The 21,619-nt window shown below is 70.3% G+C and carries 21 protein-coding genes and 1 pseudogene; 12 read left to right on the top strand and 10 right to left on the bottom strand.

Going from position 1 to position 21,619, the window contains the following annotated elements:
• Positions 1-200 precede the first annotated feature (200 nt).
• On the top strand, positions 201-3,089 hold the full coding sequence (locus OG741_RS18145) for an FAD-binding and (Fe-S)-binding domain-containing protein (protein WP_405599131.1): 2,889 nt from the start codon (positions 201-203) through the stop codon (positions 3,087-3,089).
• 473 nt (positions 3,090-3,562) lie between these two features.
• Positions 3,563-3,805 carry a hypothetical protein gene (locus OG741_RS18140; protein ID WP_405599128.1) on the top strand — a complete coding sequence of 81 codons (243 nt, stop codon included), beginning with the start codon at positions 3,563-3,565 and terminating at the stop codon, positions 3,803-3,805.
• 233 nt (positions 3,806-4,038) lie between these two features.
• On the opposite strand, the gene OG741_RS18135 is transcribed toward OG741_RS18140, so the two are convergent.
• Positions 4,039-4,458 carry a pyridoxamine 5'-phosphate oxidase family protein gene (locus tag OG741_RS18135; RefSeq protein WP_405599126.1) on the bottom strand — a complete coding sequence of 140 codons (420 nt, stop codon included), beginning with the start codon at positions 4,456-4,458 and terminating at the stop codon, positions 4,039-4,041.
• Positions 4,459-4,797: 339 nt separating this feature from the next.
• The gene (locus OG741_RS18130; RefSeq protein ID WP_405599124.1) at positions 4,798-5,562 is read right to left on the bottom strand and encodes a hypothetical protein; all 765 of its coding nucleotides are present in this window, start codon (positions 5,560-5,562) and stop codon (positions 4,798-4,800) included.
• A 153-nt stretch (positions 5,563-5,715) separates the two neighbouring features.
• On the opposite strand from OG741_RS18130, the gene OG741_RS18125 reads away from it, so the two are divergent.
• Positions 5,716-5,865, top strand: coding sequence for a hypothetical protein (locus OG741_RS18125; protein ID WP_405599122.1), 150 nt, complete (start codon positions 5,716-5,718; stop codon positions 5,863-5,865).
• A 122-nt stretch (positions 5,866-5,987) separates the two neighbouring features.
• Here OG741_RS18125 and OG741_RS18120 read toward each other — a convergent pair whose 3' ends face one another.
• From OG741_RS18120 to OG741_RS18085, 8 genes and pseudogenes are all read right to left on the bottom strand, one after another.
• The gene (locus OG741_RS18120; protein WP_405599120.1) at positions 5,988-6,521 is read right to left on the bottom strand and encodes a DUF6879 family protein; all 534 of its coding nucleotides are present in this window, start codon (positions 6,519-6,521) and stop codon (positions 5,988-5,990) included.
• 18 nt (positions 6,522-6,539) lie between these two features.
• Positions 6,540-7,007 (bottom strand): hypothetical protein, encoded by a 468-nt coding sequence (locus tag OG741_RS18115; protein WP_405599119.1) that lies wholly within the window; start codon positions 7,005-7,007, stop codon positions 6,540-6,542.
• A gap of 66 nt (positions 7,008-7,073) precedes the next feature.
• Complete coding sequence (locus OG741_RS18110) at positions 7,074-7,307, bottom strand: DUF397 domain-containing protein (protein WP_405599118.1); 234 nt, start codon at positions 7,305-7,307, stop codon at positions 7,074-7,076.
• Positions 7,308-7,401: 94 nt separating this feature from the next.
• Positions 7,402-7,707: a hypothetical protein gene (locus tag OG741_RS18105; RefSeq protein ID WP_405599117.1), complete on the bottom strand. Its 306-nt coding sequence runs from the start codon at positions 7,705-7,707 to the stop codon at positions 7,402-7,404.
• A 32-nt stretch (positions 7,708-7,739) separates the two neighbouring features.
• Positions 7,740-8,570: pseudogene (locus OG741_RS18100) on the bottom strand (helix-turn-helix domain-containing protein).
• Positions 8,567-9,091, bottom strand: a complete 525-nt coding sequence (locus tag OG741_RS18095) for a DUF6879 family protein (RefSeq protein WP_405599115.1) — start codon at positions 9,089-9,091, stop codon at positions 8,567-8,569. Before OG741_RS18095 ends, OG741_RS18100 begins: the two are co-directional and overlap by 4 nt.
• Positions 9,075-9,266: a hypothetical protein gene (locus OG741_RS18090; RefSeq protein ID WP_266481453.1), complete on the bottom strand. Its 192-nt coding sequence runs from the start codon at positions 9,264-9,266 to the stop codon at positions 9,075-9,077. The genes OG741_RS18095 and OG741_RS18090 overlap by 17 nt, the downstream gene beginning before the upstream one ends.
• A 135-nt stretch (positions 9,267-9,401) precedes the next feature.
• On the bottom strand, positions 9,402-10,259 hold the full coding sequence (locus OG741_RS18085) for a LysR family transcriptional regulator (RefSeq protein ID WP_405599112.1): 858 nt from the start codon (positions 10,257-10,259) through the stop codon (positions 9,402-9,404).
• 97 nt (positions 10,260-10,356) lie between these two features.
• Here OG741_RS18085 and OG741_RS18080 point away from each other — a divergent pair, with 97 nt between their 5' ends.
• From OG741_RS18080 to OG741_RS18040, 9 genes are all read left to right on the top strand, one after another.
• Positions 10,357-11,301, top strand: coding sequence for an EamA family transporter (locus OG741_RS18080; protein WP_405599110.1), 945 nt, complete (start codon positions 10,357-10,359; stop codon positions 11,299-11,301).
• Positions 11,302-11,378: 77 nt separating this feature from the next.
• Entirely contained in the window at positions 11,379-12,167 is a 789-nt protein-coding gene (locus OG741_RS18075) for a TIGR03084 family metal-binding protein (protein WP_405599108.1), read from the top strand.
• Positions 12,168-12,230: 63 nt separating this feature from the next.
• Entirely contained in the window at positions 12,231-13,844 is a 1,614-nt protein-coding gene (locus OG741_RS18070; protein ID WP_405605637.1) for an acyclic terpene utilization AtuA family protein, read from the top strand.
• A complete protein-coding gene (locus OG741_RS18065; RefSeq protein ID WP_405599106.1) occupies positions 13,841-15,439 on the top strand; it encodes an acyl-CoA carboxylase subunit beta in 1,599 nt (532 codons plus the stop codon). The genes OG741_RS18070 and OG741_RS18065 overlap by 4 nt, the downstream gene beginning before the upstream one ends.
• A gap of 7 nt (positions 15,440-15,446) precedes the next feature.
• Positions 15,447-17,345: an acetyl/propionyl/methylcrotonyl-CoA carboxylase subunit alpha gene (locus OG741_RS18060; protein WP_405599104.1), complete on the top strand. Its 1,899-nt coding sequence runs from the start codon at positions 15,447-15,449 to the stop codon at positions 17,343-17,345.
• Complete coding sequence (locus OG741_RS18055) at positions 17,342-18,469, top strand: acyl-CoA dehydrogenase family protein (protein ID WP_405599103.1); 1,128 nt, start codon at positions 17,342-17,344, stop codon at positions 18,467-18,469. The genes OG741_RS18060 and OG741_RS18055 overlap by 4 nt, the downstream gene beginning before the upstream one ends.
• A 48-nt stretch (positions 18,470-18,517) precedes the next feature.
• Positions 18,518-20,095: a 4-coumarate--CoA ligase family protein gene (locus OG741_RS18050; protein ID WP_405599101.1), complete on the top strand. Its 1,578-nt coding sequence runs from the start codon at positions 18,518-18,520 to the stop codon at positions 20,093-20,095.
• A gap of 20 nt (positions 20,096-20,115) precedes the next feature.
• A complete protein-coding gene (locus OG741_RS18045) occupies positions 20,116-20,862 on the top strand; it encodes an enoyl-CoA hydratase family protein (RefSeq protein WP_405605635.1) in 747 nt (248 codons plus the stop codon).
• Complete coding sequence (locus OG741_RS18040) at positions 20,850-21,428, top strand: TetR/AcrR family transcriptional regulator (RefSeq protein WP_405599099.1); 579 nt, start codon at positions 20,850-20,852, stop codon at positions 21,426-21,428. Before OG741_RS18045 ends, OG741_RS18040 begins: the two co-directional genes overlap by 13 nt.
• The last annotated feature ends 191 nt before the right edge of the window (positions 21,429-21,619 follow it).

Genomic DNA, 21,619 nt, shown 5'->3' with positions numbered 1-21,619 from the left:
CATCGAGTGTTGCCTTCCGGGGTGGCGAGGGCGTAACTGGAGCCGCTTGTTCCCTGATCAAGTGGTGGTCACTATAGGAGAGTTGGCGATCGGTCTGGGCAGTTCCGGGCGGGCTTTCCGTTCCCGCGACGGTACGCGGTGCCCGCAACCGGCAGGTTTCGTTCCGGTGTGATGTGAGCGACAGGGGCATCCTGAGACACATGGCTGAGCAGCGAGGGGCAGCGCGGAGCCGGCGCGAGACGGGCGAACTGGCGCGAGCGCTCACGCGGGCAGTGCGCGGCGAGGTGGACTTCAGCGCGGCGGCCAGGGCCCTGATGACGATGGACGCCTCCAACTACCGGCGGGTGCCGGTCGGCGTCGTCGCACCGCGCGACGCGGCGGACGTGGCCGCAGCCCTGGAGGTGTGCCGTGCGCGCGGCGTGCCGGTGGTGCCGCGCGGCGCCGGTACGTCCATCGCCGGGCAGGCCACCGGCATCGGCGTCGTCCTCGACTTCACCCGCCACATGAACGCCGTGGTCGAGGTCGACGCCGAGGCGCGCACGGCGGTGGTGCAGCCCGGCGTCGTACTGGACACGCTGCGCGATGCCGTACGGCCCGACGGGCTCACCTTCGGGCCCGATCCCTCCACGCACAGCCGCTGCACGCTCGGCGGGATGATCGGCAACAACTCCTGCGGCGCGCACTCGGTGGCGTGGGGCACGACCGCCGACAACGTCCGCGCGCTGTCGGTCGTGACGTACGGCGGGGCCGAGCTGCGTCTCGGCCAGGGCTGGGAAGGCGCTCCCGGCGGACACGCGGCTCCCGGCGCTCCGGCGGGGTTGCGCGAGCTGATCGACCGGAATCTCGCTCTCCTGCGGACCGGGTACCCCGAAGGGCTGCCGCGCCGGATCTCCGGATACGCGCTGGATGCGCTGCTGCCCGAGAAGGGCGTCGACCTGGCGCGGTCGTTCTGCGGCAGCGAGGGCACGCTGGGGGTGCTGACGGAAGCATCCGTACGGCTCGTCGACGCGCCACGCGCGCGTGCGCTCGCCGTGCTCGGCTACCCGGACGAGAGCGCGGCGGCGGACGCGGCGGCCGGACTGCTGACGCACCGGCCGCTGACCGTCGAGGGGATGGCCGAGGATCTGGTGCGCGGCGAGCGGGGGCTGCCGCGCGGCGGGGCCTGGCTGTTCGTGGAGACGGGCGGCGGCACGGCGGCCGAGGCGCGGGCCCGCGCCGAGGACATCGTGCGGGCGGCCGACGCGCTGGACGGCACGGTGGTGGACGACCCGGCCGGAATGCGGGCGCTGTGGCGGGTCCGCGAGGACGCGGCGGGCACGGCGACCCGCACCGCCGACGGGGCCGAGGCGTGGCCGGGCTGGGAGGACTGCGCGGTGCCGCCCGCGCGGCTCGGCGCGTATCTGCTGGACTTCCGCGCCCTGCTCGCGGCGCACGGTCTGCGCGGCACGCCGTACGGGCACTTCGGTGACGGCTGCATCCATGTCCGTATCGACTTCGACCTGATGAGCGACGGCGGTGTGCGAGCCTTCCGGCGCTTCTCGCAGGAGGTGGCGGACCTGGTCGTCGCGCACGGCGGGTCGCTGTCGGGCGAGCACGGCGACGGGCAGGCGCGTGCGGAGCTGCTGCCGAAGATGTACGGCGACGAACTGGTCGCCCTCTTCGGCCGGGTCAAGGACGTCTGGGACCCGGCGGGCGGCATGAACCCGGGCATGCTGGCCAGGCCTTCGCGGCTGGACGCGAACCTCCGCTTCTCCGTCCTGCCGCGCGAACGCGTCGAGGTGGCCTTCGGTTATCCGCACGACGGCGGGGACGGCGGGGACTTCTCGGCGGCGGTACGGCGGTGCGTGGGCGTCGCCAAGTGCCGGGTGGCGGGGCCGAGTTCGGGGCCGGACGTGATGTGCCCCTCCTTCCGTGCGACGGGCGAGGAGCAGCACTCCACGCGGGGGCGGGCGCGGCTGCTGCACGAGATGCTCGCGGGCGAGGTGGTCCACGGCCGCTGGCGCTCGCACGAGGTGCGGGACGCGCTCGATCTGTGCCTGTCCTGCAAGGGGTGCCGCAGCGACTGTCCGGTGGGCGTCGACATGGCCACGTACAAGGCGGAATTCCTGCACCACCACTACGCGCACCGGGTGCGGCCCGCCTCGCACTACGCGATGGGCCGGCTGCCGCAGTGGCTGCGGGCGGCCGCGCCGTACGCACGGCTGGTCAACGCGGCGGCACGGGTGCGCCCGCTGGCGGCGCTCGCGAAGCGCCTCGGAGGCATCGCCCCCGAACGTGCCCTTCCGCTGCTGGCGCCACAGACCTTCCGCAGCTGGCTGCGGGACCACCTGGCCACCCGTACGGAGGTCCTCACCCGCAGCCGCACGGCGGTGCTGTGGCCCGACACCTTCACCGACCACCTCTCGCCGTCCGTGGGCCGGGCGGCGGTGAAGGTCATGGAGTCGGCGGGCATCGGCATCGCTCTTCCGCCGGGCCGGGTCTGCTGCGGCCTGACGTACGTCTCGACGGGCCAGCTCGACCGGGCAAAGGCCGTCATGCGCAGGACCCTGGACACGGTGGAGCCCCTGCTCGACCTGGGCGTCCCTGTGGTGGTCCTGGAGCCGAGCTGCGCGGCGGCGCTCAAGACGGACCTGCCGGAACTCCTGACCGACGACCCGCGGGCGGCCCGCCTCGCGGCCTCGGTCCGCACTTTCGCCGAGGCCCTGGAGGAATGCGCCCCCGACTGGGAGCCGCCCCGCCTGAACCGCCCGGTCGCCGGCCAGACCCACTGCCACCAGCACGCGGTCCTGGGCGACGAGGCGGACCGCCGCCTGCGCGAACGGGCCGGCCTGGAAGGCGAGTTGAGCGGCGGCTGCTGCGGCCTCGCGGGCAACTTCGGCTTCGAGAAGGGCCACTACGAGGTATCGGTCGCCTGCGCGGAGGACCAACTGCTCCCGTCGGTGCGGGCGGTGGGACAGTCCACAGAAATCCTGGCGGACGGCTTCTCGTGCCGTACGCAGCTGGAACAACTGGAGGGGCGGAGGGGGAGGCACCTGGCGGAGGTGCTGGCGGAGGGTTTGGGCGGCGACGCACCAAGAAAGCCTCAGTAATCGTGAAGGACAGAGATCGCTGTTGCTTGCGGGTGAGCGAGACCCGGATCCATGCCAGCCTCCACTCCTGCTCACCCGGCTCATGCCGGGGCCAGACATGAGCTCGTGCGGTGTCGTCGGCCACACCTTATTCTCGAACGTATGTTCCCATCTGGGTAAACGTCACCATCCGTCGCGAAGTAACGGAAAATCGCTGACAGCGGGAACGGGGCGGCCCGTCAGCGGGCTCTCGGCCCCGGCCGGCGGGGAACTGCCAAGCGGCGTGACAGGCGGCCCAGCGTGATGTGGCCGAAACTGAAAACACGTAGACCTCAAGACGAGGTCCGATCGCGATTTCAAGTTCTTCATGGGCTTCCCAGCGCCTGTCGGTCAGCGTCGCCCGGTTCTGCCAAGCCTGAAGAGCCCCGACGTCGATGGGCCTTCGGCCCTGTCCCATAGGTTCAGAGAAGAGATGAGGAGCCATGCTCATTGGAGTGACTCACACCGTTAAAGATCCAGCGAAGTTCTTCCCACTTGCCAAGGAGACGGCCGAAAATCTCCCGGCCGGCCTGACGGTCCACCAGGTACTGCCCGCCGCGGACGGGACGCGGGCCCACTGCCTGTGGGAGGCACCGTCAGTCGACGATGTGCGCAATCTCATCGATCCTGCGACCGTCGGCATCTCCGTCAACGAGTACTTCGAGGTCAACTCTGACGAAGCCATAGGACTCCCGTGACCCATCGCTGAGAGCCGGACCGCAGAAGCCGCGCAGCCGGCTTGGGCAGCCGGGCGGCCGGGCAGTCACCCGAGTGGGTGAAAACCCGGCCGCGCGAGAATCAAGCCGTGCCGCTACCGGCAAGATGCGCTGCGGTCTCAGCGACTGCCCGGCCTCGTCCTCGAAGACGGCCCGGGCCCCGTGCGGGCCGCCGCCAAGCCCGCTCTCACCGCGGCGCCCTGACGGTTGCCCGGTTATGACATGGGCAGTTCGGCGATATGGGGCGGGTCCTGGGTGAAGTCGCTGTACCGCACCCAGGTCGGCCGTACCCGCACATGGGTGATTCCGGGCCAGGACAGCCGGTCCCGGCCGTCTGGATACACGGAGAAGTAGCACGCCTGAATGCGTTCGAGCTCGGCACCGGTGGGGAAGTCGGCGACGCCCTCGATCTGCGCGGTGATCGCGTCGTCCCAGCCGATCACGAGCGCGATGCGGGGGTCGGCGCGCAGGTTGAGCCACTTGCGCGTCGTCTCGACGGTGTCGAAGACGATCTCGAGGTCGTCACTGACCGCAAACCCGACGACGGCGGCCTGGGGCGCGCCGTCCGGGGTCACTGTCGACTGGACGGCGAGCTTGTACCTGCGGAGGAACCAAATCAGCTCGTCGCGGTTCATGAGCCCTCTCTACCACGGGCGCGGCGGCGCGGCGCGCGGCGCGGGAGCGCCGGGTGGCTGGGCAGGCCAGGCAGGGCCAATGGGTGTCGTGCGGGAGATCAGCGGGAGGTGTGCCATGCCGATGACGGAGGGAACGGTCCGTTCCGCGGGTACCTCACCTGCGACCAGATGGTGGGCCCGCACCCGGCGCCCGGCGGGAAAGCGCCCCTCATCGTCGTCCGCGGAGGGCCGGGCGGGCGCGGAGTGGGTGGTCTTCGAGGACAGCGCCCATCTGGCGAAGGTTGAGGAGCCGGATCGCTATCGGGAGGCCCTGGACGTTCCTCAGCCGGATGGAAGGCGCTAGGAGTTGATCAGGCTCAGCAACCGCTGCGTGGCCTCGAATCCGCTGCCGGCCGTCCGCAGGAACCGCTGGATCCGTCCCACCGCCTGATCGCGAGCCTGCTCGTCGCGGTCGGCCAGCGCCGCGTCGAGGACATCTGCGTGACTCGCGGCGACATCGGCCTGCTCCTGCGGAGCGCGGTCGGCCTCTTCCCTCAGTTGCTGGGCCAACTCCTGGTAGCTGACCCGGCCTTGCTCGCTGTGGGACTGATAGGTGGTGGACGTCGCACCGGGGCTGTTGAAATTCCCCGAGACGTGATTGTCGCCGGAGCCCGACGTCTGATGGATGGTGACACCGGAAGGCGCGTGCCTGCGGCCGTAGTTCGCCACGTTCTCTCTGACTCCCACTGCGGTGGCCCGGTAGCGGCTGGGGCTGAACGGATGGTGGTCGGTCACCTGCTGACGGGCGAGCCCCAAGTCCTCCAGCCTGCCCATGATGTGATGCACGTCCGCGGGATTCCAGGCCATCTGCCGGAAGTAGCCGGACATGTCGACGAACACGTCAGGAACGCTCCCGCTCGTGCTGCAGAGGTGGTCCAGGGCGCCCAGCGCGAGCCTGTCCGTTTCCCCCTCCGGCGTCGACCGGGCCGGCAGGGCATTCCTGAACTCGATCTCCCTGCGGGCCCGTCCTCGCGATGCGGTTCCGCGGCGGACGATGAGGGCGATCACCGGCAAGGACAAGATCACGGCTAAGGGCAGAAGGGTGACAAGGCTGACGAAGTTCACGCGGGGGTCCTCCTGTGCCGGGCGCTGCTCGGAGGGTAGAGCTGGGCCGCCTGCGTGAACAAGGGCCCAAGGGAGCTAGCCGGCGGGGCAGCGGAGGTCGGGCGCGGCGCGGTTCGGTGAGCAGGTCACCAGAGCCAGGGACAGGAAGACGGGGTGTTCGAGGTAGTAGCCGAGGGAGAGATCACCGCCGCAACCGAGGTGCTCGGCAGCGGAGTTGAGCAGGATGGTCAGGCGGCTGCTGTCAAGGTCTGTCTCGGACGCGAAACGAGGCCCGTTCTCGACTCGGGCGAGGCGATCACCTAGCCAGGCCGGATCTTCGTCTGACTCATGTTGCAGCGAACAGCCAGGCGCTCACCCCTCAGCCCGGAGGCCAGGCGGAGACCCTTCAGGGCCCCGCCAAGTCCCTTCCTTCTCCTGCTTGATGCTCAGGCTCGATAGTCACTGAACGGGATTGAACTCTCCAGGGCTTGGTCACGCCATGCGAGGTACCGGCTGATGTCAGGGGAAGCGATGAGCTCCCGATTAATCTGCGTCCCGTCCGGCCGGTAGTTGAGGTGCACCACGGTCGTTTCGTCGAACATCCAGAAGTCCTGGGTCGGCAGGTCGACATCACGTCCCGTAACGTCCACGATCCGGTAGTCCTCTCCAGCCTCGACATTGCCCGGGATGGCCCACCCGAACAGATAGCGGCTGTAGTCCGTCAACGGCCTGCGGACAAGCTTGGCCCGGGTCATCGTGCGGCCAGCCGACCTTTGGCCCCGGATCGTCTGGTGCCATGCTGCATTGAAGCCGTCAGGCCTGGACTCACCAGCAAGGAAGCTATGCAGGGTCTCTGCCTCGGCGGGCATTGTGTACACCTGGTGCACCTCCAGCCGGAACGCGGAGCGCTTGAAATTCCGGAAGTACGCCTTCCATTCTGGGCCGTCCAACAGGACGGGGTCAGATCCACTCAGGGACACGGTCAGTCTCCTTCTCGTCTAGTGGATGGGGCAGTCGAGATCAGGCGACGCACGGTTGGGGGAGCACGTCACCAAGGCCAGCGACAGGAACGACGGCCGTTCGAGGTAGAAGCCCATGGACACGTCGCCACCCCACCCAAGGTGTTTCGCGGCTGAGTTGATCCACATGGCCATTCGTGTGGCATCACGGTCCGATGCGGAAGCGAAGCGAGGTGCGTACTCGGTCAGCCGCTCACCGAGCCATTCCGCTGCTGTCTTCGGCTCCTCCCACGTGCCGTGGACCAGCCTCCCGGGCTTCATGAGCCAGTGAGCCGTCTCAAGGGGTGGCAGGTCGGAGACGGGGAAGTCGGCGACGACCTCGCGGTACCGCTGGATCAGTTCCGGCTTGCTGCCGGGCGGGGGCGGATCGGGGTGCGAAGGGCGGCGCAGGGCTTCCTGGTCGAACTGTTGCTTCGGGCCGGTCCAGAGGTAGCCGTGGATGTGCAACTGTCACCTCGTTCGGTGCGGTTGGAGGCCCCGGCCCCCGGGGGAAAGGGGAGCCGGGGCCGCTCGCTAGGCCGAGAGTCCGAAGCGCTCCGGGTCGATCCCGGCGGCGTCCAGCTCGGCTGTGGTGAACCGGAGCGGCTGAAGGCCCGGTTGCTTGCTGTCACCCAGGGCCCAGGCGTCCTCGCCGATGCGGGCGAGAGTCACGCAGGACTCGCCGTCGGGGTGGGTGTTGCCGCCGCAGGCCTTGGCGAACGCGGCGCGGTCGATGGGGAGTGCGTACAGATCGGTTCCGCTCTGCATGGGTATGCCTTCCTGATCGTCTGACGGCCACAGGGCATGGCCGTCCCCCGCCCTTGGTCGGGCGGAAGTCATGGGGGTGTGAGGGGCGGCCGCCTCAGATGGAGTGGGGGAACTTGGACATGACCGTGACGCCGTGGCCCTGGGCAATGACGTGGGCGCGGTGCAGCGCCTGCAGGTTCGACGGCGGGTCGCCGATGGCGTCGGTCAGCCGCTCGTTCAGCAATTCGGCTTCCGAGGGGAGCAGGACCATTTCCGTGTCCGCCGCATGTCGGCCGTTCTTCGTCAGCCAGATGGGAATGCGGACGTTCCCGTCTTCATCCTTGTAGGCGGGGCGACTTGGAATGGGGTCGATGCGCCAACCCTTAGGAATTGGCTGCTGGTTGGGCATCTGTCGCGGCATGGGTCCATCGTGGGGCCAGTACGGACACCGCTCTAGTCTGTTTCCTGTTCCTGCAAGAATCCGTCCCGGATGCCCTCGACCATGCTCCGCATTCCATCGCCGGACAGTGCCACCTGCTCGAAACCCTTGTATTTCTGTACGTAGAGAGCCACGTCCCTCGGGTCGGTAACGACCACCTCGGCGTGAATGGTCTCTACGGTGACCATCCGGTCATCCCGGATCACAAAGGCGTGATTGGCAATGTCGCGCTGCCGCGCTCCCAGGGGAACTACGCGGATGTCCACATGCGGGAGCCTGGAGACGGATACGATCCGGTCCAGCTGTGCGGCCATCATCTGCGCTGAGACAATCCGCCAGCGGAGAACAGGTTCTGTGACAATGAACTGAAGAGTCTTTGTGTTGTCGTAAAGAACTGCCTGTCGTTCAAGTCTTCCGCCGAGAGTGCGGGTCAGGGATTCCTCGCTCAGATCGTGCCGTTGCAGAACCGCCCTGATGTACTCCGGCGTCTGCAGGAGCCCTGGAACCAGCGCCGGTTGGAACAGCCGCAACAGCGACATCTGGGCCTCAAGAGCCTTTGCGGCTTGCTGGCCCTTGTGAATCCCGGCTCGCTTCAACAGCCGCCACGCTGTCGTCTCGGTGGCCGCAGAGCGTGCTGCTTCGGTGTACTCCGTCTTTATCTCGTCCGACACGCCAATGGCAGTCAGGACACGTTCCACATCGGTTGTGCTCGGCTACAGTTTTGCGTTCTCAATCTTGGACAGCTTGGACGGAGACATGAGCGCGCTGCGGGCGACTGCTTTGGCCTCCTTTCCGGATGCCTCTCGCAGTGCCCGCAGGGCGGCTCCAAGCTGCGCTCTATTCACTCCCCGTACTTGGCCCACCAGTCAGTGAATGGCTCCGAATGAGCCAGCGCCGTCTCTCGGTACTCGGCGAACTCGCGTGCCCGCCCTGTGTCGAGGACTTCTGCGCCGAGGAACGCCCCGGCTTCGTCATATCCCAGTATCGCTGTGTCCGTCGAATCGAAGAGCCAGAAGTCGGGGACACCGTCAAGAGGGTTCGACTGCTCGGTAGTGTCGAGGATGAAGAACTCCTCGCCTCCGCTCATGTTCTTCCGGTAGCCCCAGCCGAGCTCAAAGCGAAGATAGGGAGTCAGCGGGCGGGACAGGACATGCACGCGATACACGCGCTTACCCTTGCTTACGTGCGACTGGAGCTCGGCCACCCATTCCGCGTTGTAGGCCTCGGGTTGCGGCTCACCTGCCAGGAATGACTGGTAGGCGACGACGTTTCCGGACTTGCCGTAGTCATCCAGAGTCTCCAGTCGGAACGCTTCCCGCTCGAAGTTGTCGAACAGTTCCGCGAACGTCTTAGATGAGCTGCTCACGAATCGCCTTCCGAATCAGTTCCATCGGAATCTCGACGAGGGTCTCATGCGCGGGAATGCGCAGCCCGTGGTCGGCGGGCGTTTCCCCTTGTACCAGCAGCGTGTCCCGGTCGGTGGCGTACAACGTCGGACAGTCCTTGAGTTCGCACGTGCTGATCAGCTTGGAGACCTTCATCGTCCGGGTTCCCCTCTTCCCTGCTGACAGTGCCGCATGTCCTGCTCGATGCTCCCGAGGTGGAGACCCAAGGGTCAAGGGATCACAGTTGAGGGAACGGGAAACCGGGACCGCGTCACCCACGTGGTGGCCGCCTCACTGGTGCGCGGTCACCTCCCGCGCCAGCGCCCCCAGTTGCCCGATCCCCGGGTGCCCCGCCCCCGCCCGCCAGGCCAGCACCACCTGCGCCGGTGGCGCGTCCGGCAGGGGGCGGTAGGCGACTCCCGGGTGCGGGTGCATCGCGGCGGTGGAGGACACCGAGACTCCCGTGCCCCGGCCCGCCGCGATGGCCGTCAGCCAGTCGTCCGTGTTGCCGACCGTGAGCGTCGTCGCGGGGCGGGCCGACGGGGGCCAGAGGTCCAGGGTGGTCAGGCCCGAGACCGTGTTCAGGATGACCGGGCCCGCCGTCAGGTCCGCCAGCGTCAGGGTGGCGCGGGCGGCCAGGGGGCCGTCCGAGGTGACCGCCGCGATACGGGGTTCCGTGAAGAGCAGCTCGGTGACCAGGCCGGGGGTGTCCACCGGGCCGCGCAGGACCGCCGCGTCGACCTCGCCGCGGGTCAGGCCCGCAGTGCGGTCGTCGATGCGGAGGAGTTCGAGGGGGGTGTCGGGGTGCTCCTGTTCCCAGCGGCGCAGCAGGGGAGTGGTGTACGGGCCGAGCGCGGACCAGGCGTAGCCCAGCCGCAGGGGCCAGTGGCGCAGGCGGGCCGGGTCGAGGGCCTCGTCGAAGGCGGCGACCGCGGCCGCGGCCTTGTCGCGGAAGACGTGGCCCTGCGCGGTCAGGGCGAGATGGTGGGTGGAGCGGTCCACCAGCCGGGTGCCGAGGTGTTTTTCCAGCGCCGCGAGCGTGCGGGAGACGGCCGGCTGTGTCAGGTGCAGCCTGGCTGCCGCCCTGGTCACGCTGGATTCCTCGGCGATGGCGAGAAAGCAGCGGAGATGGCGCAGCTCGATGCTCATGCGTTCGGAGCATAACCGCAGCCCAGTAAGCATTTCACCCTTCGCGCGCCGAACCCGTAGCTTGGAGAAGGTCGGATTTCAGCCTGGGAGGTGTGCGGTGGACGAGACCCGTGCCGTGGTCGTCGCCAATGAGCCGGAGGCCGCTGCCGCACTGGAGGCGGGCGCTCCCGCAGCCGGCTCCCGCAGCGCCCTTGCGCCCGTGGCGCTCGTCGTCGCGGGCGCCCTGTCCGTGCAGTTCGGTGCCGCCATTGCCGTGCTGCTGATGCCGCGCGCCGGTGCCCTGGGTGTCGTGACGCTGCGGCTCGTACTCGCCGCCCTCGTGCTGCTGGTGGTCTGCCGGCCCAGGCTGCGCGGGCACTCGCGCGCCGACTGGCGCACCGTCGTCGCCTTCGGTGCCGTCATGGCCGCCATGAACGTGCTCTTCTATCAGGCCGCCGACCGCATCCCGCTCGGTGCGGCCGTCACCTTCGAGGTGCTGGGCCCGCTCGTGCTTTCGGTGATCGTGTCGAGGCGGCTGGTCAATCTCGTCTGGGCGGGCCTCGCGCTCGGCGGTGTGCTCCTGCTCAGCGGGGGCGGTTTCGACCGGCTCGACCCCGTGGGCGCGGCCTTCGCGCTCTCGGCGGGCGCGATGTGGGCGGCGTACATCGTCTTCAGCGCTCGTACCGGGCGGCGCTTCCCGCAGGCGGACGGGCTTGCGCTGGCGATGGCGGTCGGGGCTGTGCTGAGCCTGCCGCTGGGGCTCGCGGAGTCCGGGTCCAAGCTGATCGTGCCTTCCACGCTCGGGCTGGGGCTCGCCGTCGCGCTGATGTCCTCCGTCCTCCCGTACACCCTTGAGCTGCTCGCGCTGCGCCGGCTGCCCGCGCCGACTTTCGCGGTGCTGATGAGCTTGGAGCCGGCGATCGCGGCGACGGCCGGGTTCTTCGTACTGCATCAAGCCCTTTCCGCGGTCGATGCGTTGGCGATAGCGCTGGTCATCGCGGCGAGCATGGGCGCGGTGCGCACTCAGGTGGCCGGAAAGACACCGGGAGACCTCAAGAAGTAAAGCAAGCATGCTTGCTTGTTTTCACTCGCGCTGCCATGCTCCGGGGCACACAACGTCGTGTCCCGAGGGAGCGCACCGTGTCCGACCCGGCCGTCGTACTCGACGATCTGCGCAGCGAGAGCGATCAACTCGACCAGCTGGTGGGGGAGTTGACCGACGAGCAATGGGCGCGCCCCACCCCCGCGCCCCGCTGGACCGTCGCCCACCAGATCGCCCATCTCGCCTGGACCGACGCGGCCGCGCTGCTCGCGGTCACCGACCGCGAGGCCTTCGGCGCACAGGTCGAGAAGGCCCTGAAAGCGCCCGACGACTTCGTCGACGAGGGCGCCGAGGAGGGCGCCGCGCTGCCGCCCGCCGAGCTGCTGGCCCGCTGGCGCGCCGGACGCGAGCAGCTCCAGCAGGCCCTGCGCGCGGCACCCGCCGGAGCGCGTTTCCCCTGGTACGGGCCGCCGATGAGCGTCGCGTCGATGGCGACCGGACGCCTGATGGAGACCTGGTCGCACGGCCAGGACATCGCCGACGCGCTCGGAGCCGTACGCGAACCGACCCCCCGCCTGCGGCATGTCGCGTACATCGGGGTCAGGGCACGCGACTACGCCTTCGGGGTACGCGGCCTCACCCCGCCCGCCGAGCCGTTCCGCGTCGAGCTGACCGCGCCGGACGGGGAGCTGTGGGTGTACGGACCCGAGGACGCCGCCCAGCGTGTCAGCGGGCCCGCGCTCGACTTCTGCCTTCTGGTGACCCAGCGCGCGCACCGCGCCGACCTCGCCGTACGCGCCGAGGGCGCCGACGCCGACCGGTGGCTCGACATCGCGCAGGCCTTCGCCGGTCCGGCGGGACCGGGGCGCGAGCGGAAGGAGGCGTAAAGCGTGCTGCGCATCGCAAACGCCTCCGGCTTCTACGGCGACCGGTTCGACGCCGTGAAGGAAATGCTCACCGGTGGGCCCCTCGACATCCTGACCGGCGACTATCTCGCCGAGCTCACCATGCTCATCCTCGGCCGCGACCGGCTGAAAGACCCCCGCCTCGGCTACGCCAAGACCTTCCTGCGGCAACTGGAGGAAAGCCTCGGCCTCGCCCAGGACCGCGGAGTGAAGATCGTCGCCAACGCGGGCGGGCTCAACCCGGCCGGACTCGCCGACGCCGTACGCGAACTCGCCGACCGTGTCGGCGTCCCGGTCAAGGTCGCCCACGTCGAGGGCGACGACCTCGCCGACCGCTTCCCCGGCGCCCTCAGCGCCAACGCCTACCTCGGCGGCGCCGGAATCGCCGAGTGCCTGCGCGCCGGGGCCGACGTCGTCGTCACCGGCCGGGTCACCGACGCCGCGCTCGTCACCGGGCCCGCCTCCGCGCACTTCGGCTGGGGGCCCGAGGACTACGACGCGCTCGCGGGCGCGGTCGTCGCCGGGCACGTACTCGAATGCGGCACCCAGGCCACCGGCGGCAACTACTCCTTCTTCAGCGGCCACGACGTACGCCGCCCCGGCTTCCCCCTCGCCGAGATCCACGCCGACGGCACCAGCGTCATCACCAAGCACGATGGCACCGGCGGCCTCGTCGACGTCGGCACGGTCACCGCGCAGCTGCTGTACGAGACCGGAGGCGCGCGCTATGCCGGACCGGACGTCACCGCGCGCCTGGACACCGTACGGCTGGCGCAGGACGGCGAGGACCGGGTGCGGATCTCCGGCGTACGCGGCGAAGCCCCGCCGCCCACCCTCAAGGTCGGCCTCAACCGCATCGGCGGCTGGCGCAACGAGGTCGTGTTCGTGCTCACCGGGCTCGACATCGAGGCCAAGGCCCGCCTGGTGCGCGAACAGCTCGACGACGCCCTCGGCAAGCACCGCCCGGCCGAGGTCCGCTGGGAGCTGGCCCGCACCGAGCGGCCCGACGGCGACACGGAGGAACGCGCCAGCGCCTATCTGCGCCTCGTCGTGCGCGACAGCGACCCCGACAAGGTGGGGCGTGCGGTCAGCGGCGCGGCGATCGAGCTGGCGCTCGGCAGCTACCCGGGCTTCCATGTGACCGCCCCGCCCGGCAAGGGCGCGCCCTACGGGGTCTTCGAGGCCGAGTACATCGACGCGGCCGAGGTGACGCACACGGCCGTACTGCCCGAGGGGCGCCGGATCACGATGCCGACTCCCGTACGCACGAAGGACGTCGAACCGGTCCCGGACGAGGGCGGCTTGCCCGCGGAACTGCCCGCCGGGCCGCGCCGCGCCGCGCCCCTCGGGCTGATCGCCGGCGCCCGCAGCGGCGACAAGGGAGGCGACGCCAACGTCGGTGTGTGGGCGCGCTCCGACGACGCCTGGCGCTGGCTCGCCCACGAGCTGACCGTGAACCGCTTCCGCGCGCTGCTCCCGGAGACCGCCGAGCTGACCGTCGTGCGCCATGTCCTGCCGAATCTGCGCGCCCTGAACTTCACCGTCGAGGGGATCCTCGGCGAAGGCGTCGCCGCGCAGGCCCGCTTCGATCCGCAGGCCAAGGCGCTCGGCGAGTGGCTGCGCTCGCGCTACGTCGACATCCCGGAGGTACTGCTGTGACCGTGCTCGCCTCGGCCGTCGACCCCACGGGCCCCGAGTACGCAGCCCGCCGCGAGGCCATGCTCGGCCGGCTCACCGAGCTGGAGACCGAGCACGCGAAGGTGCTCACGGGCGGCGGCGAGAAGTACGTCGCCCGGCACCGGGCCCGCGGAAAGCTGCTCGCACGCGAACGCATCGAGCTGCTGCTCGACCCCGACACGCCCTTCCTGGAACTGTCCCCGCTCGCCGCGTGGGGCAGCGACTATCCCGTCGGCGCGTCGATGGTCACCGGCATCGGCGTGGTCGAGGGCGTCGAGTGCCTGATCACGGCCAACGACCCGACCGTGCGCGGTGGGGCGTCCAACCCCTGGACGCTGAAGAAGGCCCTGCGCGCCAACGAGATCGCGTACGCCAACCGGCTGCCCTGCATCTCGCTCGTCGAGTCCGGCGGGGCGGATCTGCCGTCCCAGAAGGAGATCTTCATCCCCGGCGGGGCGCTGTTCCGGGATCTGACGAGGCTGTCGGCGGCCGGGATCCCGACGATCGCGGTCGTCTTCGGGAACTCGACCGCCGGAGGCGCGTACGTCCCCGGCATGTCCGACCACACCATCATGATCAAGGAGCGCTCGAAGGTCTTCCTGGGCGGGCCGCCGCTGGTGAAGATGGCGACGGGCGAGGAGAGCGACGACGAGTCGCTCGGCGGCGCGGAAATGCACGCCCGTACGTCCGGACTCGCCGACTACTTCGCCCTCGACGAGGCGGACGCGCTGCGGCAGGCGCGGCGGGTCGTCGCCCGCCTCAACTGGCGCAAGGCGCACGGCGATCCGGGGCCCGTCGAGCCGCCCAAGTACGCGGAGGAGGAGCTGCTCGGGATCGTGCCCGAGAATCTGAAGACTCCCTTCGACCCGCGCGAGGTCGTCGCGCGGATCGTCGACGGCTCGGACTTCGACGAGTTCAAACCGCTGTACGGGCCGAGCCTGGTGACCGGGTGGGCGCGGCTGCACGGCTATCCGGTGGGCGTGCTGGCCAACGCGCAGGGCGTGCTCTTCTCGGCGGAGTCCCAGAAGGCGGCGCAGTTCATCCAGTTGGCGAATCAGCGCGATGTGCCGCTGGTCTTCCTGCACAACACCACCGGCTACATGGTCGGCAAGGAGTACGAGCAGGGCGGCATCATCAAACACGGCGCGATGATGATCAACGCGGTGTCGAACTCGAAAGTCCCGCATCTGTCAGTGCTGATGGGCGCGTCGTACGGGGCCGGGCACTACGGCATGTGCGGGCGGGCGTACGACCCGCGCTTCCTCTTCGCCTGGCCCAGCGCCAAGTCCGCGGTGATGGGGCCGCAGCAGCTCGCGGGCGTGCTGTCGATCGTGGCGCGCGCGTCGGCCGCCGCGAAGGGGCAGCCCTACGACGAGGAGGCGGACGCCGGGCTGCGCGCGATGGTCGAGCAGCAGATCGAGGCGGAGTCGCTTCCGATGTTCCTCTCGGGGCGGCTGTACGACGACGGCGTGATCGACCCCCGCGACACCCGTACGGTCCTCGGACTGTGCCTGTCCGCGATCCACACGGCACCGGTCGAGGGCGCGCGCGGCGGCTTCGGCGTCTTCCGGATGTGAGGCACTGATGATCTCCACTCTGCTGGTCGCGAACCGGGGCGAGATCGCCTGCCGGGTCTTTCGCACCTGCCGCGAGCTGGGCATCGCGACGGTCGCGGTGTACTCGGACGCGGACGCGTCGGCACTGCATGTGCGGGAGGCGGACGCGGCGGTACGACTGCCGGGGGCGGCGCCCGCGGACACGTATCTGCGCGGCGACCTGATCGTGAAGGCGGCGCTGGCGGCGGGCGCGGACGCGGTGCATCCCGGGTACGGATTCCTGTCGGAGAACGCGGAGTTCGCCCGGGCGGTGACGGACGCAGGCCTGGTGTGGATCGGGCCGCCGGCCTCGGCCATCGAGGCGATGGCGTCCAAGACGCGCGCGAAGGAACTGATGGGCGGCGCGCCCCTGGCCGATGTGACCGCGGACGACCTGCCGGTCCTGGTCAAGGCGGCGGCGGGCGGCGGCGGCCGGGGCATGCGGATCGTCCGCTCGCTGGACGAGCTCCCGGGCGAGCTGGAGGCGGCGCGGGCCGAGGCGCTGAGCGCGTTCGGCGACGGCGAGGTCTTCATCGAGCCGTACGTCGAGAACGGCCGCCATGTGGAAGTCCAGGTGCTGGCGGACGCGTACGGGACGGTATGGGCGCTGGGGACGCGCGACTGCTCGCTCCAGCGCCGCCACCAGAAGGTCATCGAGGAGTCCCCGGCGCCGGGACTGCCCGCCGAACTGGTCGCCTCGCTCCACGAGTCGGCGGTGACGGCGGCGCGGGCGGTGGGCTACCGGGGCGCGGGCACGGTGGAGTTCCTGATCTCCCCGGCGGGTCGCGCCCACTTCCTGGAGATGAACACCCGCCTCCAGGTCGAACACCCGGTGACGGAGGCGGTGTTCGGCCTCGACCTGGTGGCGCTCCAGCTGCGGGTGGCGGAGGGTGCTCGGCTACCGGCAGCACCGCCGGAGGCCAGGGGCCACGCGGTGGAGGCGAGGCTGTACGCGGAGGACCCGGCGACGGGGTGGACGCCGCAGACGGGGGTGCTGCGGGCGCTTGACGTTCCGGACGCCCCCGGACTGCGCGTTGATGCCGGGTACGCCGCCGGGGACTCCATCGGCGTGCACTACGACCCCATGATCGCCAAGGTCATCGCCTGGGCACCCACCCGCGACGCCGCCGTGCGGCTGCTCGCGCAGGCACTGCGGCGGGCGCGCGTGCACGGGCCCGCGACCAATCGGGCTCTGCTCGTGCGGTCCCTGGAACATCCCGACTTCACCGGCGCCCGGCTCGACACCGGGTTCTACGAGCGACACCTCGACGCCCTCACCGAGCCCGCCGAAGGGGAGCGGTACGCCGCCATCGCCGCCGCGGTCGCCGATGCCGCCGCTCGGCCCGGAGCCTGGCGGAATCTGCACTCGCAGCCGCAGGTCAAGGGCTACGGCGACCACGAAGTCCGGTATCGCCGAACCCGCGGCGGCGGGTTCGAGCTCGTCGACGAGCCCGGCGTGCGCGTCGTCGACGCCCGCCCGGACCGGGTGCGGCTCGAGATCGACGGGGTCGTGCGGCCCTTCGACGTCACCGATCACGGTGACAGGTACGTCCACATCGACAGCCCCACCGGCGCGCACGCGCTCGCCGTGCGGCCGCGGTTCACCGATCCGCAGGACCGGGCCGAGCCCGGTTCGCTGCTCGCGCCCATGCCCGGCACCGTCGTCCGCGTCGGGGACGGGCTCGCCGCGGGGGCCAGGGTCACCCAGGGGCAGCCGCTCGTATGGCTGGAGGCCATGAAGATGGAGCACCGCATCCTCTCGCCCGCCTCCGGCATCCTCACCGCGCTCCACGCCGTACCCGGCCGTCAGGTCGAGGTCGGCGCCCTGCTCGCCGTCGTCACCGAAGTAGCGGCGGAAGCCACACAGGAGGAGGACACCGCGTCATGACCATCGAGAGCCAGGAACACACCGCACTGCGTGCCGCCGTCGCCGCGCTCGGCCAGCGCCACGGCCGGGGTTACGAACGCGAACAGCTGTGGGCCGAGGCCGCCAAGCTCGGCTATCTCGGCGTGAACCTCCCCGAGGAGCACGGCGGCGGCGGAGGCGGCATGGCCGAACTGTCCATCGTTCTGGAGGAGTTGGGCGCCGCGGGCTGTCCGCTCCTCATGATGGTCGTCTCACCCGCCATCTGCGGCACCGTCATCGCCCGGTTCGGCACGCCGGAGCAGAAGCAGAAGTGGCTGCCCGGCCTCGCCGACGGCAGCCTCACCATGGCCTTCGGCATCACCGAGCCCGACGCCGGCTCCAATTCGCACCGGATCACGACCACCGCGCGCCGTGACGGTGACGGCTGGGTGCTCTCCGGGCGCAAGGTCTTCATCTCGGGCGTGGACATCGCCGACGCCACCCTCATCGTCGGCCGCACCGAAGATGCCCGTACGGGCAAGCTCAAGCCCTGCCTCTTCATCGTCCCCCGCGACGCCGAAGGCTTCCAGCACTCGCAGATTGACATGGAACTGCAGGCCCAGGAGAAGCAGTTCGAGCTGGTCCTCGACAACGTCGCCCTGCCCGCGGACGCGCTCGTGGGGGACGAGGACGCCGGTCTCCTCCAGCTCTTCGCCGGGCTCAACCCCGAGCGCATCATGACCGCCGCCTTCGCGATCGGGATGGGACGGTACGCACTCGCCCGCGCCATCGACTACGCCAAGACCCGCCAGGTCTGGAAGGAGCCCATCGGCGCCCACCAGGCCATCGCCCACCCCCTCGCCCAGGCCCACATCGAGCTCGAACTCGCCCGCCTGATGATGCAGAAGGCCGCGGCCCTCTACGACGCCGGCGACGACATCGGCGCGGGCGAAGCCGCCAATATGGCCAAGTACGCGGCCGGTGAGGCCTGTGTGAAGGCCGTCGACCAGGCCGTCCACACCCTCGGCGGCAACGGCCTGACCCGGGAGTACGGCCTCGCCTCCCTCATCACCGCCGCCAGGGTCGCCCGGATCGCCCCGGTCAGCCGCGAGATGATCCTCAATTACGTATCCCACCAGTCCCTGGGTCTCCCCAAGTCCTACTGACAAAGGAGATTCTGGGCGTCCACCCGGAGGACACAGCGAGGGGCCACGATGGTGTTTCAGAGCGAGTACGCAGATGTCACGCCCGTCACCGAGCCGATCCACGACGCGGTGCTCGGCCGGGCAGCCGAGTTCGGCGACGCAATCGCCCTGATAGACGGCGTGAACGGCACCACCGTCACGTACGCGCAGCTCGACCGGTTCCACCGGCGCATCGCCGCCGCCCTCGCCGACGCGGGCCTGCGCAAGGGCGACGTCCTCGCCCTGCACAGCCCCAACACCGTCGCCTACCCCTCCGTCTTCTACGGGGCGACCCGCGCCGGCGCCTCGGTCACCACCGTGCATCCGCTCGCCACGGCGGAGGAGTTCGCCAAGCAGCTGCGTGACTCCTCCGCCCGCTGGATCGTCACCGTCTCACCGCTGCTCGAAGTCGCCCGCAGGGCCGCCGAACTGGCCGCGGGCATCGAGGAGATCTTCGTCTGCGACCGCGCCGACGGGCATGTGAGCATCCTCGACATGCTCGGCGGGACCGCACCCGAGCCGGACGTCGTCATCGACCCGGCCGAGGACATCGCCGCCCTGCCGTACTCCTCGGGCACCACCGGCATCCCCAAGGGCGTGATGCTCACGCACCGCTCCATCGCCACCAACCTCGCCCAGCTCCACCCGCTGATGCCGATGGATCCCGGCGACCGCATCCTCGCCGTCCTGCCGTTCTTCCACATCTACGGACTCACCGCGCTGATGAACGCGCCGCTGCGGCAGGGCGCCACCGTCGTCGTACTGCCCCGCTTCGAGCTGGAGACCTTCCTCGCGGCGATCGAGACGCACCGCATCAACGCCATCTACGTCGCCCCGCCGATCGTCCTCGCCCTCGCCAAGCACCCGGCCGTCGCGAAGTTCGACCTGTCCTCGCTGGAATACATCATCTGCTCGGCCGCACCCCTGGACGCCGAGCTGGCCGCGGCCTGCTCCAAGCGGCTCGGGCTGCCGCCCATCGGCCAGGCGTACGGCATGACCGAACTCTCGCCCGGCACCCACCTCGTCCCCAAGGGCGCCGAGACCCCGCCGCCCGGCACCGTCGGCAAACTCATCGCGTCGACCCAGATGCGGATCTGCTCCCTCGACGACCCCGGCAAGGACGCCGCACCCGGCGAGGAGGGCGAGATCGCGATCCGCGGCCCGCAGGTGATGAAGGGCTATCTCGGACGCCCCGAGGACACCGGCAGGATGATCGACGCCGACGGCTGGCTGCACACCGGCGACATAGGCCGGGTCGACGACGGCTGGCTCTTCGTCGTCGACCGGGTCAAGGAGCTCATCAAGTACAAGGGCTTCCAGGTCGCGCCCGCCGAACTGGAGGCGCTGCTGCTCACCCACGAGGGCATCGCGGACGCGGCGGTGATCGGCGTGTACGACGAGAACGGGAACGAGATCCCCAAGGCGTACGTCGTACGGCAGCCGGCCGCCGAAGACCTCAGCGAGGACGGCATCATCGGCTTTGTCGCCGAGCGCGTCGCGCCGTACAAGAAGATCCGCCGCGTGGAATTCATCGGCGCGGTTCCCCGCGCCGTGTCGGGAAAGATCCTCAGGCGTGAACTGAGGGACCGGGAGAGGGAGAACACGTGACGGAAAGCCTGCCGGAAGGCATGACGGAACGCCCGCCGCTGGTCGTCACCGCACACGAACGCGGCGTCACCACCCTGACGCTGGACTCGCCGGACAACCGCAACGCCCTGTCGGCGCGACTGGTCGGCGAGCTGGCGCAGGCGCTGGCAGACTGCGCCAAGGACGAGTCCGTACGGGCCGTGGTGCTCACCCACACCGGGTCCACGTTCAGCGCGGGCGCGGACCTGAAGGCCCCGCCCAACCCGTACACCTTCGTGGGCCTGCTGCGGCAGATCGTCACCCTGCCCAAACCGGTCGTCGCCCGCGTCACCGGGCACGTCCGGGCGGGCGGCCTCGGTCTGCTCGGCGCGTGCGACATCGCGGCGGGCGCCACGGGCGCGGACTTCGCGTTCACGGAGGTACGCATCGGGGTCGCGCCCGCCGTCATCTCCCTGCCCCTGCTGCCGCGCATGGACCCGCGCGCTGCCGAGCGCTACTACCTCACCGGCGAGCGTTTCGACGCGGCCGAGGCGGCCCGCACCGGACTGCTCACCCTCGCCGCCGACGACGTGGACGCGGCGCTCGCCCCGGTGCTCGACGGGCTGCGCAGAGCATCCCCGCAGGGCCTCGCCGCGTCGAAGGAACTGCTCGCGGCCAGGGTGCTGGAGGCCTTCGACCGGGACGCCGAGGACCTGGTGCAGCGTTCGGCGTCCCTGTTCGCGTCCGCCGAGGCCCGCGAGGGGATGACGGCCTTCCTCGAACGACGGGACCCCGCATGGGTGTGGTGACCTCCCCCAAGCAGGACCGCAGCCGGGCCACCCGGCAGCGGCTCCTGGAGGCCGCGGTGTCCTGCCTCGCCGAACACGGCTGGGCGGGCTCCACCGTCTCGGTGGTCGCAGAGCGGGCGGGAGTCTCACGGGGCGCGGCGCAGCACCACTTCCCGACCAGGGAGGACCTGTTCACGGCGGCCGTCGAGTACGTCGCGGAAGAGCGCTCGCAGGCACTGGCAGCGCTCCCCACCCAGGACCGCACGGCGGTCGTCGCCGCTCTCGTCGACCTCTACACGGGCCCGCTGTTCCGGGCCGCCCTGCATCTGTGGGTCGCGGCATCCAACGAGGAGCAGCTGCGCCCACGGGTCACGGAACTGGAGGCCCGGGTCGGCCGCGAGACCCACCGGATCGCGGTCCAGCTGCTGGAGGCCGACGAGTCCGTGCCCGGGGTGCGGGAGACGGTCCAGGGCGTGCTGGACATGGCCCGCGGGCTGGGCCTGGCGAATCTGCTGACGGACGACGCGGCACGGCGCAAGCGGGTGGTGGCGCAGTGGGCGCGGCTGCTGGAGGAAGCCCTGGGGTGACCGCGATGCCCCTGTGACCCGGGCCATTACGGTTCCGCCCGCTCCGCAGTACCCTGGGCGAATGCTTCTGCTCGTACGACGCCGCCACGTGGACTACGTCCGCGTCACGAGCATGGGCTGTCCGCGCTCCGTCTGACCCAGCGCACAGCCCCCCTCTCCACCCGGCACCCCTGGCCCCGCCCCACCCCCGG

Source organism: Streptomyces sp. NBC_01410 (assembly GCF_045040195.1).
In the GTDB taxonomy this organism is placed as follows: Bacteria; Actinomycetota; Actinomycetes; order Streptomycetales; family Streptomycetaceae; genus Streptomyces.
Note: the sequence above shows the minus strand (reverse complement) of the source record. Positions and strands in the feature narration are given on the sequence as shown.